Raw genomic sequence first — 17,950 nt, forward strand, 5'->3', positions numbered from 1 at the left:
GTTCCTTCTAGCGATAGCGCTCATACCAGCGCACAGGAAGTAAATGACTTGTACACTGCCACTCACCTGTTCCGTTCTCGTTTCCAGACAGCTGTAATTTGCCACAACTATTAGTCACAGGAGGTTCATCTCTTTTTGGAACAAATGTGATATTACGAATACCTGCACCAATGACATTTGTATTACATTCAGAGACTCCAGCTGGACAGTTACTACCAGTTTTTGTTTGAAACCCGCTCGGGTTTTCTTTATTTGAATTAATGGTTCCATCCGGATTAAGACAAGCACCAAATGGTAAACAATAAGTTTGTCGGTCTGTTTCTCCCACAACACGAGGTAGGCAAGGATCTGCCGCAACAATTCCCGTTCCTTGAGGGTCATAAACTGGAATAATTAAATTACCCGTAATTGCCATTGGTTCCTCAAAAGCTTTGAGTCCTCCTTTAATACGAAAACTATTATTAGCTTTTTCTGTACCATCGCTCGTACTAGAAAGCGAGCGATACCAACCACCTTTACCTACTCCTGTAGTGGGGAAGAAAATTTGAGCTACTCTTGTTTCACCTGTTCTTAGAATTTGTGGATTTTTTCTTAAGCCTGTCCGTGTAATATCTTTTGTTTCAAGCTGATTATCAGTTAAAGACATTAAGTTCTTTTTAACAAAGTCTCTATCAATAATTCCATATACATTATTTACAGGACGTCCACTTAATGCACTTGCAGGCGTCATACCTTCACGGCCTGTGAGTGGGTAAACGTCTAAAGGTGTACTACGGTCTCCTGATGCAATACCTACTGTAATAAAAGTGTGAATTCCATAATCGTGGATCGTTACTGTTGGAGGCTCATAAAAACGAGGAGCATTCCCACCTGTATAATCATTTGTGCCATCATAAGTTGAATCATTTGTTGCTAAATTCGCTAAACGCACAACTCTGACACCAAAACTGCTATAGGTCGAATTGGTTTTTGTCTGATTATTATTAAGGTCCACGCGAAAAATTTGTCCGCCTAAATCTCCAAAATATAGATGGTCAACTAAGCCATCAGCATCACGGTCTAAAGTACTAATACGGCTAACAATACTATGCTTCATATTGGCGTTATCAGTATTAGAACCTGTATCACTTGTCCACCACAAACGCTGACCAGTTTTTGCGTCAATAATATAGACAGCATTTCCTTTTGCTTTACCATTGGTAAAGCAAGCGTCAGTCAACGTAATATTTGGTTTTTCATAACACTGATCATAACCACCGCCAACAATCAGGACGCGTCTAATAGAACCGTTATAACGGATGTTCGCGAGTACGGGTTTAGACCAGCTTTGACCCATACGGCTATAGTCAGTCTGGTCTGCCCCTATTCTAAAAAGCAGTTTCGGTGAAGTAGGGCTTAATACATCTAGTCCGTAGTAGCTACTTCCTCCCATACGCATGCCGCCATAAATATTCATTTGCTTTGCAGTTACTTTTGATACTGCCGAGCTACCACTTCCCACTGTAGTAATATTATAGGCTGGATCAGATACCCAAGCTCCGTCCATACCATGAGCGGGAGCTGAAGCATCACTTTGACCAACAACTAAAGCTTTGGAAGCAACTGAATCATTTAAAATATCTGCAGGAACAAAGACCATTTGCTCAATACCAGATGAAGCATCCACAATATGTAATCCACCTTCCATGGTTCCATAGAGGATGGATTGTTCTCGGGCAGATGTTAAATTCCCATTATCATCTAGTGTTCCATTGTAGGTTAGTTGAACCGGTAAAGAGTGAATACTTCCCCCCATCGATAAATAAGGTTCATTCGATGTAACCAAAGATGAAGGCAGAGTTGTTGCATTAATATCTGTTGAATAACCTAAATAATTTAATATTTTTAATTTCAAGCTTATAGGAAAAGCTTTTAAAATATTTTGTCCAGTTGATGGATCAAATTTACCTAAAACATAACTTGCTGTATTAGCCACCGTATCAAAAGGATTAGTTCCTTCTGGTGGAGCAGCTGGAATTTTTAGCAAATTAGTTCCAGAAGTTGAAATTTTCGTTAAGCTACCATCTGCTGCAACGGCGGAAACATCAGTAAATAAGTTGCGGATTTTACTTTGTACTGCGTAATAATATTTTGTGATATTTCCTTCTGCATCACGTGTTTCAGGTTGTCCAGCAATGGGTAAAGGCACATTCGCATATGAACCACCTAAAAAGACTTTGCCTCCGTCAGTATAAGTAGAGCTATTCCAATAATCCTTTGTTCCAGTCCTAAAAGCCCCACTTGCATTGTAGACTAATCCGCCAGAATTGGCCTCAAAAGCACCTGCATTCGCTCCAGATAAAACAACATGATATTTCTTTAAATTTCCACGCCATGTTAAGTACGTGTTAGCTGGATTTGGCTCAAAAGCTCGTAAATAACCATATTCCTGTAAATTTTTGGGATTCAATGCATCATAAGGAACTGAGATAGCACCTGTGGTTAAGGGTTCTAGAGGAACTTTATCTAAATTATTAATAAATGCGATAACGCTGTCTGTTACGCCTTGTGAACTTTGAGTAGGGAAAAAACCACCATTTCCATAACCTGGTGCAGCTACCGCATTTGTAGATTGATTCGGTGAACACGCATCATCTCCTTTTCGGTCAGACTGGGTTCTGGAACTTAAACGGCAGGCATTCTTTACATCAGAAGAACTCAAACTAGAAAAGTCACTACCAAAACCGACAAATGCTGTTTGAATAGAGACTCCGGCAGGGTTCTTTGTTTTATCAAATAATCTTTTTGCAAACTCCCCCATACAAGCCCAACCAGAGTCTGCCGTAGTATTAGATAAACCTCCAGAACAATTAAAATCAGCTCCGAAAGTACTACCTAAAGCAGTCGACATAACACTTGCCGAACGTGTATTTGTTGTATTGTTCGGTTCGCCATCCGATAAGAAGTAAATACCTTGTCCATCACAACTCTGACGATTCGCTACTGCAGGTAAAGGTGACTGATACACTGCATTGGAGTTAGTAGCATTTCGGTCTACAACAATATTCGGATTGCTAGCTGTATCGTTTGATTTAGATTTTGGAATACCGCTATCTGCATTTGCTACAGCATAATTAAAAGTGGTGTAGTAATAAGTATAGTAATAGGTCCAGTCAGATGAAGTATCATAAGCAGTAGCATTATCCACACTTGGATTATTCGTTGACCAGCTACTCCAATAACTATTTGAACGACAAGGTTGCCATAGGTTGGCTGTATCAATTTGCGAATCACGGTAATTAGTACAATATGAATATTCAGTCCTATTATCAGATCTTCTTACACGTTTGATATAACTATCTTTACGAATAGCATAATTCGTCTCTGAATATGTGGTTGTTCCCATCAAATAAGCAGCCGCTTCAGCATAAGCGTGGGCTGAAGGTGTTGAGCCTCCTGCAGTTAAATTAGCAACAGCTTGTTTTAATTTATAACGTTGTGAGCCTACCGTATTTAAAGTACTCGCATCTCCTAAAGGAGCAGCAGCCACCAAGATTTGTCCACTTCGGCTGTCGCCATTTGCCGAGAAATTTCCTAAACCTACTCGCGTATCATTTAAGACAGGGTTATTGCTAGCCAAAAAAGCATTCATACCATTTTTAAGCATGGCTAAGCGGTTTTCACCATAACTATTGTTGGTCATACTTCCTGATGTATCCAACATCATCACAATTGTTTTTTTACCTGCTGTAGGTGAGGCATAAATTTGTAAATCACTTGCCTGCACCACAGAGCTTGTCATCAGCCATGTGAATATCATTGAGCTTGAACAGACGGCATACCATAAATTATTTGGCTTAAAATTCTTCAATTTTAGTTTCATGATATTCCCCATTATGAACCTGGTGCCGTGATTTCAGTCAGCTTATTGGTATAGTTAAATTCTTGAACTTGAGTACTAAAGGGTACGTTATGGTTTGCCAAACAATCAGCTAGGGTTTGCTTATCCGTTAATGCACTATCAAAGTTGTCACTAATTTTTGCGGAACTCGTACTTAAGCAATCAGATTGCAGAGTTTCTAAAGAAGTCGAGGCATAAGCAGGTAAAAACGCTGTTGTAATAACCCGAATACGTTGCGTAGATAGCATGCTTTTAGGAAGTTGGGTTCCTTCGGAAAGATTTATGTCCCGAGGTAGATTTGAACCCGGAATATCAGCCATGGCATCGGTTGGGATACTGACAGCAACTTGAGTAACTACCGCTTGACGATTACTCCCATAGTCACTTGTTAAATCGCAGAAACCTGCTACTCCACCATCTTCAACCACAGCATTATTGGCGCTGCCAGCTCGAAGCAAACTTGCCCCCCGAGTTTGAGCAAAACTTACAGATGTAGAAGTTGGTTTATAGCAAAAGTTATATTCCGCACCAGGGTTACTTTCATGTGCTTTCAGTGCTGCTCCAATCACATTGGTAATATTTGTCAATGTGGTTGGGTTCATCTGCACAATAAGCTCTAACGGAGTATCTGAAGATTGAAAGTTTAATTGGCCAACTTGGCTATTAGTTGCAACTTTTAGAGAAACAATCGCTACTCTTATTGCCAAAACCCCGACAGAAATAACAATCAATAAAATAATAAGTACAACAATAAGTGTGGCACCCGTTTCCTTAGATCGACCTTTAATATTTTTATAATTTAAATGGGTCATATTGTTTCCCCCATTGCATTGCGTAAAGCAATTGTCACGCTATATACGCGTCGCAAAAAGCGAGTTCTGTTATCAGCAGCATGCACATTTTGATCTAGCATAAGAAAAGACTGATTAGGGTCTATTGCCTTATTTTGAGCATTATTTGTAGAACGGGCTAATACCGATATTTGTATTGACAGAATTCTTGGAGCAGCCACAGCTGGACTCGAATCTCGAGCAGCTTGTGCAGCCACCCGATACTGAGGAATTGTGTAATAAGCAAAATTACCAGCTGCGTTTTTCGCACCTAATAAGACATGAAAATGGTCAATACGAGGCAGTATAATTTGCCCTGCATCTCCTAATCCATTAACGATATCAGGTTGCGCTGTAGCACTAACCGCAGGGGTATTCGCATCACATGCAAGTGCATAATCCTGTTGAGAGCTACCATTATTATCAACACGTAAAAAATACCGTTGAACTATTAGGTCCCCCGCTAACACATTCAAACCTTCACAATTAGTCATATTGGTCGGGGCAATGAATTGAATAGTCAGTTGATCGCTTTGTACTTCAGCATTTGAACTATTCTGTATATTTGAAAGACCTTTCCAGTGGTTATTCACTGTACTTACCGTATCACCTGCACCACGGCTTAATAACGCTTCCGGAATATAAGTATTTGTATCAACTTTTGGAATAAAATTAATATTGTTGGCATTTGTTGCTGTTGAACCTGTTAATACAATACCTCCCCAAGGCGTTGTATCTGTTAATTGTGGATTTACAACATTTCCATAATTTAGAAGCCGTATATCACGTGCTATATATTCCAAACCAAAAATACCGCTGTCCTGAATTTCAGCATTGGCCTTTTGCAATCGGCTGGATAAAAGCCCTCCAATAAATAGCTGTGTTGCAGCAGCCACTAATATTAGGCCTAAAGCTAAGGCGACTATAAGTTCAATCAAGGTAAAACCTTGTTCTTTATTAGAAATAAATGATTGAGCCATTTAATATGCCTCCATCATTAAGCAAGTTGAATTATTCACGTAAACACCGTTATTACTCATACAACTTGAAACATCCACACTAGTATTTGTTCCATTTGTAGTAATCACTGGCGCAGTTTTACCCCAAAAGACAAATAGGCACTGGCGTTGTTGCACCATTGTATTTGTAACGCCAGGGCAATTTGACATCGTAATTCTCATACCCAGTTGATTAGCATTTCTAGCTGCTTGATAGGCATCAAATTGAGCAAGTTGGGAGGCAGTACATAGAGAGTTAAAACATGACGTGGGTGCAGGAGTATCAGATGTATAGTTGCTATAACTACGCACAAATGTAGGATACTGGCTAGCTTGAGTACTATTTGTACGGATATTTTCTGCTAATCCCCTCATCACTAGAATGGCTTGAGATTTACTTAATGCTTCTGAAGATGCATCCATAGCTCTTAGCTGCAAGGCAACATAACCTAAAACTCCAATAGCAAGTAAAATTAAGGCAACCAAAACTTCGAGTAAGCCCACCCCAGCTTGGGCTTTTTGCTTATAGTGATGCATTAACAAGTCTCCTCGGCCTTAAAAACTAAAGTGCCAAGCTTGGTCAAAATAATGACTTTCTTTTTATTTATTCTAGAATTACAAATAGATAAAAGCGTATCTTGAGTTATATTTGCCACTACTCCATTTGCATTAAAAGCTAAAGTGGTAGTCGTTAAAGAACTTTGCGTACCATCAGCGGCTATATTTTTTAGCTCAAGAGTATTATTAGAAGCTGTCTTCCAATTTAATGAAGTGGGTGTATTTGAAGCTGTTGAGTTCAAGTTAACAGAAACATTCTGACGACCTAAAATTGCCTGACTTTTCGCTTCTGATAAAGTGTTGATTAAGTCTCTTTGATTAGCATCTAAACGTTTACTTTCTAATAAATTTGACATTGATGGCGCAGCCATCAGTGCAATAATAGCCATGACCGCAATCGTCACCATAAGCTCGACCAAGGTGAACCCTTCTTGCGGAATAATTCCCCTCATCCCCAGAACCCCAAATAAAACTAAAATTTTTTATTTCTTATTTAAATTTTACTTTTACAAATTACAAAACAAATACAAAACAGACAAAGGGTATAAAAAAACAGATAACTGTCATGTTAACAATTATCTGTTTAACTATTTAAAATCAGTATGTTAAATAAGTCACATTTTATGCTTGGGTCACATGAATACGTAATTCTTTAGGAAGACTAAAAGTAATATTTTCCTCACGTCCTTCTAATTCTTTAGGCGCCTGAGCTCCCCAATCTTGTAAACGTTGAATCACTTGCTTAATTAAAATTTCTGGAGCAGAAGCTCCCGCTGTAACACCAATTTTACAAGTATCATTGAACCATGATTGTTCAAGTTGATCTGCATTATCTACTAGATAAGCAGCTTTCCCCATACGCTCAGCAAGCTCACGTAAACGATTCGAATTTGACGAGTTAGGTGAGCCAACAACCAGCACAACATCACATTTTTCAGCTAGGTCACGTACTGCATCTTGTCTATTTTGAGTTGCATAACAGATGTCATCTTTACGCGGACCTTGAATATTCGGGAATTTCGCACGCAAAGCATCAATCACTTTTGCTGTATCATCAATAGATAAGGTCGTTTGCGTAACAAATGCTAATTTTTCCGGATGTCTAACCTCGAGTGCTGCCACATCAGCCTCATCTTCAACCAGATAAATATCGCCACCTTTTAATTTGTCATATTGTCCCATCGTACCTTCAACTTCTGGGTGCCCTTCATGACCAATTAAAATAGCTTCTGTCCCTTCGCGAGCATATTTAGTTACTTCAATATGTACTTTAGTCACCAATGGACAAGTCGCATCAAATACTTTTAAGCCTCTACGCTCTGCTTCTTGCTGAACTGCTTTTGAAACACCGTGCGCACTGAAAATTACAATAGAATCATCTGGCACTTGGTCCAGCTCATCAACGAAAACAGCCCCTCTTTGGCGTAAGTCATCTACCACAAATTTATTGTGTACAACTTCATGACGTACATAAATAGGAGGATTAAAACATTCCAAAGCCCGATTGACGATTGCTATGGCTCGATCAACACCGGCACAAAAACCACGCGGATTAGCTAACACAATTTCCATAACAGCCTCAAAATTAATAAAACAGGGGAACTTCTCGTAAATATTTGCAGTTAAAACTATTCAGTTTAAACGCACGGTACACTACAATAGCGAAGATATTTTATCATATCAGGAAAAATATCATGTCGGGTCTATTGTTTGTCGTTTCTGCTGCATCAGGAACGGGCAAAACATCTTTGGTGAAAGCCCTACTTGACCGTGTGAGCAATTTACATGTTTCAGTTTCGCATACTACCCGAGGTCAACGACCAGGTGAGTTAGATGGTGTTCACTATCACTTCACAACAAAAGATGAATTTTTAGACCAAGTGAACCAAGGTGGATTTATCGAATATGCTGAAGTATTTGGTAATTACTACGGCACTTCACAAGCAACCGTAAAACAACAGTTAGCTCAAGGACATGATGTCTTGCTTGAAATTGACTGGCAAGGTGCAGAGCAAGTACGCAAGCTGTTTCCTGAGTCTAAACAGATCTTTATTTTACCACCTACTCAATTCGATTTACGTCAACGTTTATCTAACCGTGGTACAGACTCTGTTGAAGTTATTGAACACCGCTTAAGCTGTGCTGTTGAAGACATGCAGCATTATGTAAATTTCGACTATATCATCATTAATGATGACTTTAATAAAGCCTTACATGAGCTTGAAGCCGTCATTACAGCAAATCGTTTAGTCTTATCTCAACAGGCAAAAAGACATCAAAATCTAATTCAAGACTTGATTACTCCACAACCAAAACAGGAATAACTTGAGTCTGGAACGAAAGCCTTTTATACTATTTAGTCTGTTCAAATTTACCATTCCAAAACGAGAACTTTTATGGCACGCGTCACCGTTGAAGATTGTTTAGATCATGTAGACAACCGTTTTGAGCTTGTGCTCGTTGCAAGTAAACGTGCTCGACAATTGGCACGTCAAGGCATGGAGCCAACTGTAGAATGGGATAACGACAAACCAACAGTTGTTGCTTTACGTGAAATCGCTGTAGGTCACGTAACGAAAGAAATTCTTAAACAACGTGAGCAAGATTATCAAACTTCTAGTCTTGATCTTGCCCTTTCTACAAACAGCTTAAATTTAGAAGGTTTTTCTTTCTAATTACTCCTGTTTCTATAAAAAACCATCGTTTTTTTGCGATGGTTTTTTATTTGGCTTTGCATATTTAAAACATATTGGTAAAAGCAATTATTTTCATTGAAAAAAAAATACACTTTTTCAAACGAAAAAATTGACAAGTTCCGCAATATGCTTTTCATTAAGAAGTAGATAGATTTAGTTTTTTAAGCAACAGAAAAAGGGTGGTCTATGCCAGGCGAAGAGGTCAGCCAAGCCAAGCAACAGCTCAAATTAATTATCGACCCTTACTTATCGGTAAGTGAAGTCGAAAAAGTGCTTGCTGCCTGCGATTTTGGAGATCTGGCACACACTGGTATTACCCGTAAAAGTGGTGAACCTTATATTCTGCATCCTATCGCGGTTAGCTGTATTTTAGCGAATATGCGTCTGGATCCTGAAACATTAATGGCTGCACTTTTACATGATGTCATTGAAGACACTCAATATACAAAAGACGATATTATTGAGCGATTTGGACAAACAGTTGCAGAGCTTGTTGATGGCGTAACCAAACTAAGCCAGTCGAGCGATAAAGAATATAATAAAGCTGCTTCTTTTAGAAAAATTCTACAGGCTACTTTGCAAGATCCACGCGTCATTATTATTAAACTAGCTGATCGCTACCACAATATGACCACATTGGGCGCCTTACGTCCCGATAAACGTGCTCGTATTGCTCAAGAAACCTTTGATATTTTCGTACCGATGGCAAGATTAGTCGGCATGAATGAAATGGCCGATAACCTTGAAAATTTATGTTATCAAAATCTCGATTTAGATATGTTTGATAACGTTCAAAATGCGTTGCTTCAAACCAAGCCAGAGCGATGTAAATACCAAAGTATCTGGGAACAAAATCTTGCGGAGCTTCTCCACAATTATCATATTCAAGGTCGAATTAAAAAGAAAAATAATAATATTGAGCTCTTACGCCATTTCGTAAAAAATGAAATGGATTTACAAGAACTTACTCATAGCCATGCCTTTGAAATCGTTTTGCAATCCATTGCAGACTGCGATCGTTTAGTAGCAGCATTAAAAGAAAATTTTCAAGTCATCCAATATCAAGATCATATCCGCCGGCCATTACCAGGTGGTAATCAGTCATTAATGATCAAGCTTAAGGGTGAAAAAACCACCTTATCGCTCACTATTCAAACTGAATTGATGCGTAAAGCTGCACGTTTCGGTGTAGTACTCGGCGAAAATGCTCCACAAACTTGCCGCTCTGCCATTCAAGCTTCCATGCAGAACCTAAATACACTCATTGATGGTGAATGCGCTAAAACGACTTTTAATGACTTACTTGATTATTTACATCAAGAAAAAATTTGGGTTTACACACCACATGGCCAGTTACATGAATTACCACAAGGTGCCACAGTAGTTGATTTTGCCTATTCAGCTAGTCTTTTCTTAGGCAACCATGCGGTAGGTGCAAAAGTTGATGGTGAAATTAAGCCACTTTCTACACCATTAGTTAGTGGGCAGGTTATTGAGATTATTACTGACGTTTTAGCAACGCCAAATCCAGATTGGCTGAGCTTCATTAATACTCAAAAAGCTCGCCGTGCTTTACAGCACGTACTCAAAGACCAAGATATTGAAGAACAACGTTTAGTTGGTGCCCAAGCACTTTCACGAGCTTTAAAACTCTTTAATCGTTCTATTAACGACCTTTCAGATGCAGATTGGTTAGATCTTTTACAATGGCGTCATATTGATAATAAAGATGCATTATTTGAGCAAATTGCTGTTGGAGATTTACTTCCTCAACTTGTAGCTAACCATTTGTTTGCAAATGACAAGCATCCTCGAGCAGAAAATTCAGATCGACTAATTCAAGGTACTGAAGGCATTGATGTTAAATATGCCCACTGTTGTAATCCTATTTTAGGCGACCCAATTCAAGGCCATTTAACACGACGTGGTTTAATTGTGCATCGTATTCGTTGTCATAATTTGCTTCATGAACAACATTTACACCCAGAAAACATTATGCCGCTTCAATGGAAAGCAGATGACGTAGATGATGTACGTTTTACTGCTTACCTTGCGATTTATATGGCAATGAATGATGAACAGGTATCAGACCTCATCTACCAATGTCGTAAAAATAATGCTGGGGTAGAAATGGTACATTCCAACGAACAGCGTACTTTCGTCAATATTGTAGTAAACAACCGTAAACATATTGCAAAAGTCATTCGTGATTTACGAATGCACTATGGCTTCCCACGTATTGAGCGTCTAGACGCCCCTGCTCCACAAATGGAAATTTCCAAAGTCAGCTAAAATTTGTTCTGCTTTACTAAAATCTAACTTCTAGAAGTACCTAATCAATTAAATCGATGATACTTTTGTCAAAACGTATCATCGATTATGATGAAAAAAGATTTAATCAAGGAGAACCAAATGTCCCGTCAAGTCATTCATACTGAAAATGCCCCTGCTGCCATCGGCACATATTCTCAAGCCATTTTAGTAGGTAACACACTATATTTATCAGGGCAAATTGGTTTAGATCCTTACAGTATGGAACTTGTAGACGGTATTGAAGCTCAAATCCGCCGTGTTTTTGATAACCTTAAAGCAGTATGTGAAGCTGCAGGCGGCACACTTGCAGATATTGCAAAGCTCAATATTTTTCTTACTGATTTATCTAATTTCCAACTCGTTAACCAAATTATGGGCGAATATTTTGCTCAACCATACCCAGCTCGTGCTGCACTTGGTGTAGCAAGCCTGCCTAAAGGGGCTTTAGTTGAAATGGATGGAATTGTTATTATTAATCAGTAAGATAAAATATTAACTAGAAATTATTTAGCTCTAAAATTAGATACCACCCCAGCTTAAAAAGCTGAGTAACTCTCAGATTTCCGCTTAGGTGGTATTTTTTTATCCAAAATCCCAATAACGATAAATTAGATTTTAAATGAATTTCATTGACAAACGATAATAATTATCAATAATATCAATTATCGCATTTATATTTGGGGATCACTCCCATGTACGTTTGCTTGTGTCGTGGCATTACCGATCAGGATATTAAAGACGCTATTGAAAATGGCGCTGAAAGCTATCGTGAAATTCGCGATTTGCTTGATCTTGGTACTTGCTGTGGACGCTGTGCACCAGAAGCACGTGCTATTATTAGTGAAGAATTAGCAGAAATTGCTGCGCGCATTTCTGTAGCTGCATAATAAAAATTAATATTTAACAAAAATTTATTGACTCCTCCACCGCTTTTTGCGGAACGTTAAATGTTCCTCATTGAAGCGGTTTTTTTTGGAAGGAAATTCACATTTACCAATATTGTGTTGTTTTTGATTGCGATTTTCATTTGCTGTTCCATAAATTACTCGCCATATCCATGATTGTTCACTAAAATGAATTTATAGATTGCCTTAATTGAATTAAGGCAGAAATTGTTTTGGAGTAGCTACAATGAAAGGCAATCGTGATGTCATTAATCAGCTCAACCAAGTGCTGTATCATCATTTAACTGCGATTAATCAATACTTTTTACACTCTCGTATGTTTAATGATTGGGGAATTGAACAACTCGGTTCTGCCGAATATAAAGAATCAATTCGCCAAATGAAGCATGCTGATAAAATTATTGAGCGTATCTTATTTTTAGAAGGTCTCCCTAATCTTCAACACTTAGGTAAATTGTATATCGGTCAACATACAGAAGAAGTTCTGCAATGCGACATCCGTAAAGTAAAAGAAAATATTGAAGCAATTCAGAAAGCGGTCGCTTTAGCCGAAACAGAACAAGACTATGTAACTCGTGATTTGGTACAAGAAATCTTAGAAAAAGAGGAAGAATATTGGGATTGGTTAGATACTCAAATTGATCTTATTGGCAGTGTTGGTATCGAAAATTATATCCAAAGCCAAATGTAATTACTCATAAAAAAATCCCCTTGTACTCAAGGGGATTTTTTTTATTTATCTTTTAACAACTCTGCCAAAGTTATTTGTTGTCGATAAAGATACTGCAAAATAAATATTTGCTGCTCGGCCTGTTCTACTTTTCCATTATAGGCAAGTAGCTGGGCATATTTACGCAAGTTATAAGGCGTTGCTTTATTTTTTACGAAACTACCCCAGACTGCTAAATCAGCATCAGATAAAGTAGTTTCAGGCTTCATCTCAATCCATTTTAAACGCTGCTCAAACTGCGTTAAAACAAAAATCTGATTACTTCCCAAAACCTCAGCATTTGGCTGTTTATTCTTAAACAACAAATTACTATTTGTGACATAGACATTGTAGTCACGCCAAATTGCTACCAGAAGTATTAAACTTATTCCCCAAATTAAACGAAGAACCTGCTTGTTGAGTACAATACCTTTGAGTACAGGTGTCTGTGCCTGAACTATGCCTAATAAGAAACCACAAGTAAGTAAGAAGTAAGCGTAGCGTTGAGGAAACTCTAACATGGCATGAATGAGTACAGTACACACCATCAAAATTGCAATAATTGAGATAGTTTCTTTAGCCTGCTGGTTTAGCCAAAGGAACCAACATGCAAAGTAAGCAATAATGATTATACCTATTGGAATACCGTTCCAGATGATGAGATCTAATAAAATATTATGGGCACTGGTCGTCCACTCAGTTGTTGGAAAAAGAGCATAGGCTGACATTTGCGCCACACTGGTTTGGTTCCAACCATACCCTAACCAAGGATGCTGCTGTACAGCAAGTAGCATTTGGGTCCAGATATTAAAACGTAAATATCCAGAGCTTGCTCTTTCAACTAAACTACTTGCTTGGGTTACATCAGTGCTTGACCATGCTTCAATTAAACTAGTAGCAAATGGCAGAATCACGCCAGCTATTACAAAAAAACCAGCGCACCACAAGAACCCTTGAATAAAACCAAATCTTTTTTGTTTTCCAAATAGTTTAACTATCCAATAGATAAGTAAAAATGGAAAAACGACCCAAGACGTTCTTGATTGGCTTAAAGCGATTGTAAACAAGATAATGAGTGCAGAAGGGAAAAGTAACCAAACTGTTGCTTTATTCTTTTCATATAAAAATAGACAACCTAATAGCCCCATAATCAGAAAGGTTGCCATATTGTTAGGTTGACCAAAGTTGCCGTAAGGACGGTTACCAATTAAATGCAACATATGCACAAAATGAGACTCAATATTTAACCATTGGCATATCGCAATAAAACTGGTCGCAATGGATACAATAATCAGTAATAAACTAAAGCCTGTAAAAATTTGATCTCGCTTTTGTTGATTTAGTGACAAGTTATAACCCGCCACAACCATAAACCAGAAGCCTAATAAGTAAAGTGAACTTAACAAAGCTGTACTAAAATCAAAAACTAGACCAAAAGCCCACTGCACCACTGGAATTAAAATAAATGGCAATAGCAATAATTGTGCCCGCGGAATTTTAATATTTTGATAAAAAAGTGCAGCTAAGACACTTAAACCTGCCGCAAAAGTACTCATTTCACTAGAAAACATTACCCAAGGGTTATAGTGAAATGGGGATAACCATGCAGAACCTAACAGGATTGCAGCGAGGAATAGAAAGAATACTTGCATAGTGAGAGGTTAAAGGCCAAAACTTGTGGGAATTATACATGGAAGAAAGTGAGAATAATCAGGTTGCATATCTATCTTTGTAATACTTTCCAAAACTTAAATCTATAATTTAACTAAAATCAAATTAATAACTTTCAAATGCCTATGATTAATGTTTTCTTAAATATATATAAAAGTTCAAGATAGTTTTTATAATTTAGAACAAGCCAAATTGAATCAATTCAATATTAACTATTTTTAAATTTCTCTATAGAATCTCAAGATATTAAAGTAAAAATCGCAAGTTAGATTAAAATTTAACTTGCGATTGAATTACTAAAAAATTTTAAATTTAGTTTAAAGCACCATCTAAATCAGCTGCAGCATCTAAGCCTGCTCCTTTAGCACATTGAGCAGCTGTTGCTTTACCTGTAATAAAGTTGAATTTATAAGCAATTCCGCCGTCAGCTGCAGCAGCAACTTGAACGATACATCCTTCATTTTTCCATTTTAAGGTTGCAGATGTTGCTTCAGCAACTTGCCCATCAGCAGGAGCCACCACACTTAATCTGTTCTGATATTTAGCAGCAGCAAGTTCTTTAGTAGTATTTAGGTCCTCACAACCAACTCCAGTTTGGATACATGCTTGTACTTTGCCAATAACAGCATCCAATCCACCTTTCGCTTGTGAACCATATGAAGTAGCAATATAACTACGATACGCTGGAATCGCAATCGCAGCCAAAATACCGATAATGGCAACCACGATCATGAGTTCAATTAATGTAAAACCTTTTTGTGCATTCATAGCCTTTTCCCCAAAGATTGTATGTATGTTTTTATATAAGCTTTTTCAGCTATGAAATATATTGCAGCAACCATGCCAACTTTTATTATTGTTAAAAAACATAAACTTATAATTTATTAAGTCTTATTTTTAATAGCTTAAGCTGTAATTAACTGACAAAAACTGTCACTAGGAATTTAGTAGGACTGAATCACCGATAAAAATTAATTTATTGCCTATTTCATTTTTTTAATATCGAATGTGATAAAAATCTCTATAAAAATAATCAAATAGGTGACATTTTTTGTCAGTCACCTTTTGAGCAAAAATTCTAAAAACAGTTAAATTTTTGAGTTAATCATTTAATTGATAATGATAGGTGCATTTCCTAATTCATTTAATTGATCTGGCATGTTTTCATCGTAAAAGCGTGACATCACTTCTCCAATTTGCTGAACTCCTGTAACTACAGCTTTCTGGTATTGCTTTTGTTGAAGCTGCTCTACAATCGACTTACAAATCTGCTGCCATATTTGTTCAGTAGTTGCACTCCTAATCCCACGATCAAAGATGATTTCTACTGTGCGCTCACACAGATTTAAATAGAGCAATACACCACTATTGAGCTCTGTATCCCATACACCCAGTTCTGCAAATAATTGCTGGGCTCTTAAACGTGTATTTTGTCTATACGCTTGTGAACATGGGATATGGCCTTCTATGACAACCTGTATTTCGCCAACATGTCCATGCTCTGCTTGCTGTACAGCCTCAGCAATAGCTTGTTTATCTTGTTTAGAAAAATATCGGCTACTTGCAGGTAAATAACAAAAATGCTTAAACCAACGTTTTAAACTGGGCTCTACAGATTCCTCAATTTTTGGCTGAGTAATAATTTGGGTTGTTTCTGATGTTGTTACCATGAGCCTGAAGCACCTCCACCGCCAAAACGTCCACCACCGCCGCCGTAGCCTCCGCCACCACCGCCAAAGCCTCCTCCGCGTCCACCGCCACCAGCTCCACTCAGAATAGCCTGTAAAATCAATTGAGCAATTGAAGTTATGAGTAAAAAGAAAATACCAAAACCTAGTAGTAAACTCATTACTATGCCAGCACCATTTACGAAACCAGCTACCGCTGCCGCAACTCCTGCTGTTGACGCGCTAAGTGGTCGACCGACAATAAATGATCCCACAACCCCAGCAACAAGAATAAATAAAGCCATTGTAAGCGTTGTTTGTTTGGCTTGTTGTTCTTCGGCAGCTTGATGTTGGCGTTCTTTTAAATCTTGAGCAGCTTGCTGAGCAACTTCCGGATCTAAATTTAAAATTCTTCCAATTTCATCAAGTCCTGCATTTAGTCCTTGAGCATATTGGGCTTGTTTAAAATAAGGGGTAATTTGATTTCGAATAATTCGACTTGCAACAATATCAGGTAATACCCCTTCTAAACCGTATCCAGTTAGAATCTGTATTCTATGGTCATTAATTGCAACTGCGATAAGTAAGCCATTATCTCGTTTACTCGAACCGAGTTGCCATTTTTCACCTACTCGCAAAGCATAATCAAAAATATCTTCTTGACCTGTAGTTGGTACAATCACAATACCTATTTGTGCTTTACCTTGCTGGTACAGATTTAAGATTTTCTGGCTAAGCTGTTGTTTTTCGGTTTCACTCAAAACGTTAGCTTGATCAATGACCGGTTGATTTAATGTTGGTAAACCGCGAATTGATTCACCATCAGCCATATCATTTGCAACTTGCGTTTGAGGTGTGACACTCGAAGCTGCCTGAGAATTTATTTGAGGCTTAGATGCTTGAGCTTGCTGCTGTTGAATAATTTTGCCTGCCACTACCGTATCCGTTTCATCGGTAGCAGTGGCAATATTATTCTCACTCCAAGCCGCATTCTGAAACAGAACACCACAGCAGAGAACAATTAAGGTAATAACGAATACCCTAATTTGCTTAGGCTGAAGCAATATAGTATTTCTCATGCGGCACTCCTTTGATTTAAATTAATCAAAAGAAACTTTTGGAGCCTGCTGAGCAGATGCTTCTGCAGAGAAATTGGCTTTAGGATGCATGCCAATCACTTTTGCTGTTACTGCTTGTGGGAACTGACGAACATAAGCGTTATAGTCCTGAACAGTTGTAATATAACGATTACGGGCAACAGCAATTCGGTTTTCTGTTCCCTCAAGCTGAACTTGCAATTCTTGGAATTGGGTATTGGCTTTTAAATCTGGGTAATTTTCTGAAACGGCAATAAGTCGAGATAATGCCCCAGTTAACTGGCTTTGTGCCTGTTGATATTTTTCAAGTAATGCTGGATCTTCTAATACTTCTTTATCAACCTTCAAGCCTGCAACATTGGCACGTGCTTGGGTAACTTCTGTTAAAACCTGTTCTTCATGTTTAGCATAACCTTTTACAACATTTACCAAATTTGGAACTAGATCGGCACGACGTTGATATTGGTTTTGTACTTCAGACCAAGCCGCTGTTACAGCTTCATCTTTAACCTGTAAAGTATTATAGCCACAGCCTGAAAATAATAGGGTACTGGCAAGTGTTGTCGCGATAGCAAGTTGTTTAAACATTTTCATCGTCACATTATCCTCAAGTTTTTCTTTATATT

At 38.0% G+C, this 17,950-nt stretch carries 17 protein-coding genes and 1 pseudogene; 7 read left to right on the forward strand and 11 right to left on the reverse strand.

The features are described from left to right. Positions 1 to 7: 7 nt before the first annotated feature. From EGS71_RS10990 to ispH, 6 genes are all read right to left on the reverse strand, one after another. A complete protein-coding gene (locus tag EGS71_RS10990; protein WP_002010649.1) occupies positions 8 to 3,862 on the reverse strand; it encodes a PilC/PilY family type IV pilus protein in 3,855 nt (1,284 codons plus the stop codon). An 11-nt stretch (positions 3,863 to 3,873) separates the two neighbouring features. Beyond that, complete coding sequence (locus EGS71_RS10995) at positions 3,874 to 4,692, reverse strand: PilX N-terminal domain-containing pilus assembly protein (protein WP_000149374.1); 819 nt, start codon at positions 4,690 to 4,692, stop codon at positions 3,874 to 3,876. Continuing rightward, complete coding sequence (locus tag EGS71_RS11000; RefSeq protein ID WP_002010977.1) at positions 4,689 to 5,690, reverse strand: PilW family protein; 1,002 nt, start codon at positions 5,688 to 5,690, stop codon at positions 4,689 to 4,691. The genes EGS71_RS10995 and EGS71_RS11000 overlap by 4 nt, the downstream gene beginning before the upstream one ends. After that, positions 5,691 to 6,251, reverse strand: coding sequence for a type IV pilus modification protein PilV (gene pilV, locus EGS71_RS11005; RefSeq protein ID WP_002194578.1), 561 nt, complete (start codon positions 6,249 to 6,251; stop codon positions 5,691 to 5,693). Continuing rightward, on the reverse strand, positions 6,245 to 6,718 hold the full coding sequence (locus EGS71_RS11010) for a pilus assembly FimT family protein (protein ID WP_001214059.1): 474 nt from the start codon (positions 6,716 to 6,718) through the stop codon (positions 6,245 to 6,247). The genes pilV and EGS71_RS11010 overlap by 7 nt, the downstream gene beginning before the upstream one ends. Before the next feature lie 169 nt (positions 6,719 to 6,887). Next, complete coding sequence (ispH, locus tag EGS71_RS11015) at positions 6,888 to 7,838, reverse strand: 4-hydroxy-3-methylbut-2-enyl diphosphate reductase (protein ID WP_000407064.1); 951 nt, start codon at positions 7,836 to 7,838, stop codon at positions 6,888 to 6,890. A 122-nt stretch (positions 7,839 to 7,960) separates the two neighbouring features. Here ispH and gmk point away from each other — a divergent pair, with 122 nt between their 5' ends. The 7 genes and pseudogenes from gmk (at position 7,961) to bfr (ending at position 12,871) form a co-directional block, all read left to right on the forward strand. Further along, on the forward strand, positions 7,961 to 8,590 hold the full coding sequence (gene gmk, locus EGS71_RS11020; RefSeq protein ID WP_000015937.1) for a guanylate kinase: 630 nt from the start codon (positions 7,961 to 7,963) through the stop codon (positions 8,588 to 8,590). A 72-nt stretch (positions 8,591 to 8,662) separates the two neighbouring features. Beyond that, positions 8,663 to 8,941: a DNA-directed RNA polymerase subunit omega gene (gene rpoZ / locus EGS71_RS11025; RefSeq protein ID WP_000135049.1), complete on the forward strand. Its 279-nt coding sequence runs from the start codon at positions 8,663 to 8,665 to the stop codon at positions 8,939 to 8,941. A 38-nt stretch (positions 8,942 to 8,979) separates the two neighbouring features. Further along, positions 8,980 to 9,109, forward strand: a pseudogene (locus EGS71_RS11030) (hypothetical protein). Positions 9,110 to 9,148: 39 nt separating this feature from the next. After that, entirely contained in the window at positions 9,149 to 11,254 is a 2,106-nt protein-coding gene (locus tag EGS71_RS11035) for a RelA/SpoT family protein (RefSeq protein ID WP_001117590.1), read from the forward strand. A 120-nt stretch (positions 11,255 to 11,374) separates the two neighbouring features. After that, positions 11,375 to 11,758, forward strand: a complete 384-nt coding sequence (locus EGS71_RS11040) for a RidA family protein (RefSeq protein ID WP_000090000.1) — start codon at positions 11,375 to 11,377, stop codon at positions 11,756 to 11,758. A 209-nt stretch (positions 11,759 to 11,967) separates the two neighbouring features. Further along, positions 11,968 to 12,162: a bacterioferritin-associated ferredoxin gene (locus EGS71_RS11045; RefSeq protein ID WP_000289091.1), complete on the forward strand. Its 195-nt coding sequence runs from the start codon at positions 11,968 to 11,970 to the stop codon at positions 12,160 to 12,162. 244 nt (positions 12,163 to 12,406) lie between these two features. Then, on the forward strand, positions 12,407 to 12,871 hold the full coding sequence (gene bfr / locus EGS71_RS11050) for a heteropolymeric bacterioferritin subunit Bfr (RefSeq protein ID WP_000678123.1): 465 nt from the start codon (positions 12,407 to 12,409) through the stop codon (positions 12,869 to 12,871). Between the two features lie 41 nt (positions 12,872 to 12,912). Here the strand turns inward: bfr and EGS71_RS11055 are convergent, their stop codons facing one another. From EGS71_RS11055 to EGS71_RS11075, 5 genes are all read right to left on the reverse strand, one after another. Next, on the reverse strand, positions 12,913 to 14,541 hold the full coding sequence (locus EGS71_RS11055) for a PglL family O-oligosaccharyltransferase (RefSeq protein ID WP_001195781.1): 1,629 nt from the start codon (positions 14,539 to 14,541) through the stop codon (positions 12,913 to 12,915). Positions 14,542 to 14,872: 331 nt separating this feature from the next. After that, positions 14,873 to 15,328, reverse strand: a complete 456-nt coding sequence (locus tag EGS71_RS11060) for a prepilin-type N-terminal cleavage/methylation domain-containing protein (RefSeq protein WP_000993721.1) — start codon at positions 15,326 to 15,328, stop codon at positions 14,873 to 14,875. Positions 15,329 to 15,669: 341 nt separating this feature from the next. Then, positions 15,670 to 16,230, reverse strand: a complete 561-nt coding sequence (locus EGS71_RS11065; RefSeq protein WP_002010872.1) for a TPM domain-containing protein — start codon at positions 16,228 to 16,230, stop codon at positions 15,670 to 15,672. Continuing rightward, a complete protein-coding gene (locus EGS71_RS11070) occupies positions 16,224 to 17,306 on the reverse strand; it encodes a TPM domain-containing protein (protein ID WP_002011058.1) in 1,083 nt (360 codons plus the stop codon). Before EGS71_RS11070 ends, EGS71_RS11065 begins: the two co-directional genes overlap by 7 nt. A gap of 21 nt (positions 17,307 to 17,327) precedes the next feature. Further along, positions 17,328 to 17,918: a LemA family protein gene (locus EGS71_RS11075; RefSeq protein ID WP_002010710.1), complete on the reverse strand. Its 591-nt coding sequence runs from the start codon at positions 17,916 to 17,918 to the stop codon at positions 17,328 to 17,330. Positions 17,919 to 17,950: the final 32 nt, after the last annotated feature.

The sequence above is a fragment of the Acinetobacter sp. FDAARGOS_559 genome, from assembly GCF_003940475.1.
GTDB classification, from domain to species: domain Bacteria; phylum Pseudomonadota; class Gammaproteobacteria; order Pseudomonadales; family Moraxellaceae; genus Acinetobacter; species Acinetobacter baumannii.